This window comes from Photobacterium sp. OFAV2-7 (assembly GCF_022347985.1).
GTDB lineage: Bacteria > Pseudomonadota > Gammaproteobacteria > Enterobacterales > Vibrionaceae > Photobacterium.
On record NZ_JAKRFQ010000166.1, the window covers coordinates 1 to 7,359 of the forward strand.

Sequence of the window (7,359 nt, forward strand, 5' to 3'; positions counted from 1 at the left end):
GGCCTGGCATAACCTGTGTCACCAGGACCGCTCGGGCTTAACACCAGCCCAACAGATGGGGCTAACCTCCGCACCACTAACGCTGGAACAACTGCTCAACTAATCACAAAAAAAAAGGCTGCCAGAGATGGCAGCCTTTCTTTACTTCAGTCTGACCACCAGACGTTTCCCTCACCTCATTCAGGCAGCTTCCAACAGAATTAAGAACAATCAACCTCCGTCATGCCTGGCATTGAAAGACATGCTTTTCTGTTTAAAACGCACCATTGTTTGCTGGACAGATCAACTTTCCTTCCCTCTATCAAGCGTAGTATTTGATAATTATCTAAGATTTATTTACAAATAATTAATAAAACCAAAACTCGGGGAAAATGCAGTTTGATAAGGATAGTCCCAAATAGAATTAAGCCCATATTGCTTGCGAGCATGCTGTTTGTCGGCATTATCCCTGCGTTTATTTATAGCTGGGTTAGCAGCGAGAAGCTCTCGACTGTGGCGCTTTCCCAGATCTCTCAAGGTTTGAGCAGCCGAACCGAGCTTGCCGCACAGAACATTGACGATATCATTACCAAACGAATCCTGAGCATCAAAATATTGGCAAACTCGCCGGTTTTTGAACTTACTTCCGACGCCGTTAATACAGGCGATGGCTTTCTCAGTCACTACCTTTCCGAAATTACGTCAGTCGATACCGCTTTCTCGGCAATTTACCTGCTTGAAAACAATCAAAATGACAACGGCCAGGACCGCTTCGAACTCATTGAATCCTCATCGCCCCACACGACTCAAGCCCTTAATCAGGAGCTCAAACAGGCTGGTATTACCCGGCTCAGTGAAGTAGCTGACATGCTTGCCTCACAGGACAATGATGTCTATGTTTCCTTTCCTCAGGGGCTAGACAAGACCCCGTTTATCTACTTCATTTCCATGGTAACCCACCAGCATCCGGAATCAGGTGCGCCGGACAACCAAAAGCTACTCGTGGTCAAATACGAACTTAGTGAGATCAATAACCAGCTGACCTTCCTCGGTGAACGCATCAGCGATACTGACTACATCATCCTTATCGATCAACAAGGCGACGTGATCCTATCGGGCATAAACCAAGGCCACCCGCTGCAAGTGTTTGCTAACTTTAAGCAGGTATATAACCAGGATGACAGCAACACTCACACATCGACCAGTGAGATCATGCATTATACCGACCGGTACAATGAACCATTGATTGCAACCGTCACCCGCCTCGGAACTCAGGGAAATGACGGCAATCCTCTTTGGTCTCTGGTCTCGATAACCCCACAAAATACAGTAACTCAGGCGATTGACTACCTGCACCGCTACTTCATGCTGGCCCTGTTTCTAACAGCTGGTATTGTGATCATCCTGTCTATTGCCCTGACTAAGCGGATCACCATGCCGCTGGCCAAACTGTCACGCTTTGCAGCTCAATTTAAGCTTGGTAACTATGCCCGCAACGAACGCATTGACGGTCCGCATGAGTTTCAGGTGTTACACGACGCGCTCAATCAGGGCGCAGACAAAATCTCCTACGATACTGAACGGCTTAACCGGGCACTGCACAAGGCAGAAGCGGCAGACCGGGCAAAGTCAGCCTTTCTGGCCAACCTTTCCCATGAAATCCGAACCCCGATGAACGGGATGCTGGGGTTATCACAGCTGCTGCTGAAAACGAAACTGACCGAAGAGCAGGATCACCATCTCCGTACCCTGCTCGATTCCGGAAAACATATGATGTCGCTACTGAACGACATTCTCGATTTTTCCAAGATCGAGCAAGGACAGCTTAAGCTGGATCCTACCAATTTCTGCTTCACCGATTTGGTCGGTACTATAGAAAGTACCTACTATTCGCTGGCCAAAGAAAAAGGCATCGGCTTCGACATCCAGTGCGAATTCAATCCCAACGACTGGTTCTATGCCGATAAAGCGCGGATTCGCCAAATCCTGTTTAACCTGATCAGCAATGCCATCAAATTCACGGAACGCGGCAAGGTACAGGTGACACTGAAGCTGGACGATGGAGAAAACCCCGGCGAGAAGATTCTTACCATTGTGACCCGAGATACCGGCATTGGCATCGACCCGGAACGGATCCAGTACATCTTTGATCCTTTTGCCCAGGCAGAGGCTTCAACCAGCCGCCGCTTCGGCGGCACGGGCCTCGGTCTGAGCATTGTCAAACAGCTGGCAGAACTCATGAACGGGCAGATTCACCTCGACAGCATTCCGGGAGCAGGGTCAACCTTTACGGTCACGCTTGGCATCCATCAGGGACAGTACATGGTACCGGCGCAAGAAAGCCTCGAGTTTGACCACCGTGCATTTGCCAACCTGCGAGTATTGATCGTCGAAGACAACAACCTCAATGTCCTGATTATCGACTCCTTCCTCAAGCAGCGCGGGTTCCAGACCAGTGTGGCCGAAAACGGCGCTGAGGCTCTGGCGATCCTCGAGAACGAGTTTTTCGATGTTGTCCTTATGGATAACCATATGCCGATCATGGACGGTATCGAAGCAACTACTAAAATCCGGGCTTTACAGTCTCCGATCAGCCAGATCCCTATTTTTGCCTGTACGGCCGATGTGTTTGAAGAAACCCAGAAGAACATGATTGTTGCCGGCGTCGACTGCGTGATCACCAAACCTCTCGATGAGCAAAAGCTACTTGACGCCCTCCAGCGCTTTAAAAGCAAGATCACCCATATGGCATTATTACGCGCGGCCTATGAAGCAGAACAAAGGACAGAAACAGCTCCGGACAATACTGCTGACGCGATAGATGATATTGAGCAAGAAGGTGGTGGTTTGGCAGATGGCTGTGTCGGCGGCAGCGTGCTAAGTGACGAAATTTTCGGTGAAATCACTCAGGATGAGAGCCATACCAACGACAGCAGTGAAAGCCAGTTGCTGGCCGAGAGTTTCCAGCAAATCGAAATTAATGCCCTGCTTGATATGATGGATCAAGACCATGACATCATCATGCAGTTCCTCCAGATGTTTGCCGAAGAGCACAGTCAGGATATAGACAAACTCAAACAGGCATTAGCCAAGAATGATTTCGATTCTGCCATACTGCTCAGCCACTCTCTAAAAGGGGCATCTGGCAGTATTAGTGCTATTTATGTCCGTGAGGCTGCGTTGGTCATTGAGAAGAAGGTCAAGGCTGGCACACAACCAACCGAGGCTGAGTTGGCTAATCTTGACGATTTGTTAAACAAGCTCATTGAAGAGATCCACCAGCAAGTTGAACTAACGATCTAGTAAAGACTGGTGTCATTTGTAAAAATGACACCAGCCTGCTCAGCTCAGCATAGCCTCTTCTCCTATCAATAACTCCCAGCCAAAGATTCAAGCCTGTAATTAGCGATACATCTCAGAACGCCATCCCCATAAAGAATAAAATCAAACCAAAAAAGAGATACTGAGATGCGAAAAATACACGACTTTGATTTAAAGCTACTCCACTTATTTGTGACCATTGTTGATTCCGGTGGCTTTTCAGCTGCGCAATTTAAATTAAACATGCACCAATCGACAATTAGTACTCGTATGAACGATTTGGAAACCCGGCTTGGCATGACATTGTGCCACCGGGGACGAAGAGGTTTTCGCCTGACTCACGATGGCAACAAGGTCTATCAGCTTTGCCAAACGTTATTTAGTGATATTGCCAGCTTTGAAGATCAACTCGATAGCATCAGAAATGTCTCCCATGGTCATATCAAACTCGCACTAACCGATAACTTGGCGACCAACCCGCAATGTAAAATCCAGCAGGCTATCAGGCATTTTTGCAACGACCACCCAAAGGTGACTATTGATACCGATATCTGCGATTCTTACCAAATTGAAATGATGGTGCTTGATGGAAAGATAGAGCTAGGGATCACTTCCTCAGAGGTACCCAAAGACGGTCTTACATATACCTATTTATTTGGTGAAAAACAGTGTCTGTATTGTGCGCCCGACCACCCGATACTCTCATTGCAAGGCGAAGTCACTACCAAAGATCTGTTGGATACACCGATTGTAGAGCGAGGGGTATCCCACAAGATCACTCCACTGAGTAATACGAAAAACTTGCTTCACCTCGCCAGTAGCACCAACATGGAAGCCACAGCTCACTTGCTTTTATCAGGTAATTTTGTCGGTTACCTACCGGATCACTATGCCTCGATTTGGGAGCAGCGAGGAGAGATGGTCAAAGTCAACGCCCCTTCGCTTGAATACATTGCCGAGTTTCACTTAACCACCCTAGAATCCAAAGAGCTTTCACTCGCTGCAACAGAATTAGTGCATGCGATTTCCTCAGCCCACAATAATAAAAAGCCGTCGCTCCATTTCTCTGTTTAATCCCATTCAACCTCTTTGAAAATTATTCACGGAGTATACCCAAACTATCTCTTGAGATTGTTTGGGTATAAACATTTTATTCCGTGAATGCGACTTTTTATTCTTACATCGAATTCATACAAAGTAATCATAGAAAACCCATTATTTATCTTCATCACTAAAAAGCGCTCAATGTTCCTAAAGAACAATATTACCCAGAGGTAAAACTATGAGCACTTACCCGTGTATTAATATTCATTTAGATACGATCACCCAAAATACCCAACACATGGTGTCAGCGTGCAGAGCCCAGGGCGTATCACCCGCCGGTGTTACCAAGCTAGCCTGCGCTACCCCAGATGTCGGGCAGGCTATCTTAAATGGCGGCATTCAACTTCTTGCTGATTCTCGCATTCGGAATTTAAGAAAAATCCGTCATCTCGATACCCAAACGCTACTTTTGAGACTGCCAGCTCTTAGTGAAATCAGCGAGGTCGTCAAATATGCCGATATCTCTCTGAACTCCGAGATGGCAACCTTAGACGCCCTGTCGGCCGAAGCCCTCAAGCAGCATAAAACCCATCAAGTTATTCTGATGCATGACCTAGGCGATCTCCGGGAAGGCGGGTTCTATGAGGAAGAGACCCTTGCCCTTGCTCGCAAGGCAGTCGCACTACCCGGAATCAAGCTTGTTGGTCTCGGTAGCAACCTCGCCTGCTACGGTGGTGTAGAGCCAACCTCTGATAATCAAAACCAGCTAATTGCACTCGCCAGACAAATTGAATCCACATTCAGCATCACACTCAAATACATATCCGGAGCAAGCTCTGCCGGGTTGCCTTTAATGTTTAGCGGCAAGCTCCCTCAAGGTATCAATCAATTAAGACTCGGAGCTTCACTTCTGATGGGAATTGGACTGAACGATGATCCGATCCCCGAAACCCGACAAGATACCTTTGATCTCACAGCGGAAATCGTCGAGATCAAAGTCAAACCATCGGTTCCGGTCAACTCCACCGCCCTTGATGCTTTTGGCAACAAACCTGATTTTATTGACCGCGGGCTGCGTAGACGTGCAATTTGCGCAATCGGAAAACAAGATGTCGATATCAGCCAGATCTCCCCGAAAGACCCAAACATCATCGTCATTGGCGGTAGCAGCGATCACCTCATTCTCGATATCAATGACTGCGAACCCGACTACCAAATCGGTAGCTTAGTCGATTTCGATTTGTCCTACGGCGGCGTCTTGCAGTGCATGACCTCCGAATACATCACCAAACGCTTTATCTAAATCCAAAAATATGAATGCAAATACCAACTCAACATCGCGCTAAGGATGCACCATGTTAAGAATTAAGAAGTTCCCCAACACCTTTACGATCCTATTCTTTTTAATTTCCTTCTTTGCCATGCTGACCTATATATTGCCAGCAGGTAAATACACCCGAGAAATGAATGAACAGCTCGGCAGGGAAGTGCCTCTGCCAGGCTCATATCATGTCATTGAATCTTCGCCACAAGGCTTTTTTGACACCCTGATGGCCCCGATTTCCGGCTTTTATGATCCGGTTAGCGGCGTCATCGGTGCCATCGATGTCAGCCTTTTCGTCCTGATGGTCGGCGGTTTTCTCGGCATAGTCACCAAGACAGGTGCCATTGATACAGGCATTGCCAGAATTATGGTTCGTCTGAAAGGACGGGAAATATACATGATCCCTATCTTGATGACCCTATTTGCACTTGGTGGGACATCCTACGGTATGGCTGAGGAATCACTGGCCTTTTATGGCCTGCTTATCCCAATCTTTATGACTGCCCGCTTTGATCCCCTGGTTGCCGTAGCCGTTATCTTTGTCGGCACTGGTGTCGGCACGCTGGGTTCAACCATCAACCCGTTTGGTACTGTCATTGCCTCTAACGCCGCCAGTGTCGATTTCCTCAGCGGGGTTGAATTACGGTTTATCATTCTTGCCGTTGCCCTTGTCGTCGGCTGTGGCTATGTAATGCGCTATGCCAGAAAGATCCAGAACAACCCGGACGCTTCCCTGCTTGCCCACCTCCGTCACGATCATGAAGCGCACTTCCTGGGTGACAAAGATGCCACTGACAATCTGCCGGTTCTCACCACCTCGCAGAAAGGCGTGCTGATCCTGTTTATCCTGACTTTCAGCATCATGATATACGGTGTATCTGTACTCGGTTGGTGGATGGCTGAAATGGCCACGCTATTTATCTTTATGGGTATTCTGTGCGGGATTGTCGGCCGCCTGAAAGAAGACGATCTGATCAACTCATTCGTGGCCGGCGCAGCCGACCTGATTGGGGTGGCATTAATTGTCGGTGTCGCCCGCGGAATTGTCGTAGTCATGGAGGCCGGTAACATCACCGATACCATTCTTAACTTTGCTGAAGGCATAGTGGCAGGCAAAAGCTCGGTCTTGTTCATTAACACCGTTTATTGGATTGAGATGCTGCTCTCCTTCATCGTTCCTTCAACCTCAGGTCTAGCAGTAATGAGCATGCCTATCCTGGCACCACTAGGCGATTTTGCCAATACAGGCCGCGAGCTAGTGGTAACCGCATTTATGAGCGGAATAGGCACTATCCTGTTTATTACGCCAACCTATGGTGTACTAATGGGTGGATTAGCGATAGCACGTATTCCTTATGTCACCTGGCTGAAGTTCATTGCCCCGTTAGTTGCTTTCTTTGTCGTACTTAACTGTGTAGTTCTGTCAATCGGGGTAACACTATAGAGTAACTCGTTATTAACCAATTACGCTCCCGGTAGGTCATTACCATCCGGGAGCTTTTTGTATTACTGCGATTAGAACCACCGCGATTTCAACCGCAACTATTTCAACCACAGCTACTTCAAGCCGAGCCGCTTAGCCAGACGATGCAAGTTACCGCTGTCGATGCCAAGCTGCCTTGCGGTCGCCGCCCAGTTGTTATCGTTCACATCCAGTGCCTGGCGAATATACTGCTCCTGAAATAACTCAG

At 47.9% G+C, this 7,359-nt stretch carries 5 protein-coding genes; 4 read left to right on the forward strand and 1 reads right to left on the reverse strand.

Annotated features, from left to right (window positions below; all coding sequences use genetic code 11):
- The first annotated feature begins 378 nt into the window (after window positions 1–378).
- From MHN01_RS10960 to MHN01_RS10975, 4 genes are all read left to right on the forward strand, one after another.
- Window positions 379–3,282, forward strand: a complete 2,904-nt coding sequence (locus MHN01_RS10960; protein WP_239411386.1) for a hybrid sensor histidine kinase/response regulator — start codon at window positions 379–381, stop codon at window positions 3,280–3,282.
- A 165-nt stretch (window positions 3,283–3,447) separates the two neighbouring features.
- Window positions 3,448–4,374, forward strand: a complete 927-nt coding sequence (locus MHN01_RS10965) for a LysR family transcriptional regulator (protein ID WP_239411387.1) — start codon at window positions 3,448–3,450, stop codon at window positions 4,372–4,374.
- Between the two features lie 208 nt (window positions 4,375–4,582).
- Window positions 4,583–5,647 (forward strand): alanine/ornithine racemase family PLP-dependent enzyme, encoded by a 1,065-nt coding sequence (locus tag MHN01_RS10970; protein WP_239411388.1) that lies wholly within the window; start codon window positions 4,583–4,585, stop codon window positions 5,645–5,647.
- Window positions 5,648–5,699: 52 nt separating this feature from the next.
- Window positions 5,700–7,112: a YfcC family protein gene (locus MHN01_RS10975; protein WP_239411389.1), complete on the forward strand. Its 1,413-nt coding sequence runs from the start codon at window positions 5,700–5,702 to the stop codon at window positions 7,110–7,112.
- 113 nt (window positions 7,113–7,225) lie between these two features.
- On the opposite strand, the gene MHN01_RS24535 is transcribed toward MHN01_RS10975, so the two are convergent.
- A partial coding sequence (locus tag MHN01_RS24535; protein WP_255725155.1) for a helix-turn-helix domain-containing protein occupies window positions 7,226–7,359 on the reverse strand: 134 nt, incomplete at its 5' end.

Coding starts and splice junctions, on each gene's coding strand:
- MHN01_RS10965 (WP_239411387.1), top strand. CDS start 3,448: ATGCGAAAAATACACGACTTTGATTTAAAGCTACTCCACTTATTTGTG.
- MHN01_RS10970 (WP_239411388.1), top strand. CDS start 4,583: ATGAGCACTTACCCGTGTATTAATATTCATTTAGATACGATCACCCAA.
- MHN01_RS10975 (WP_239411389.1), top strand. CDS start 5,700: ATGTTAAGAATTAAGAAGTTCCCCAACACCTTTACGATCCTATTCTTT.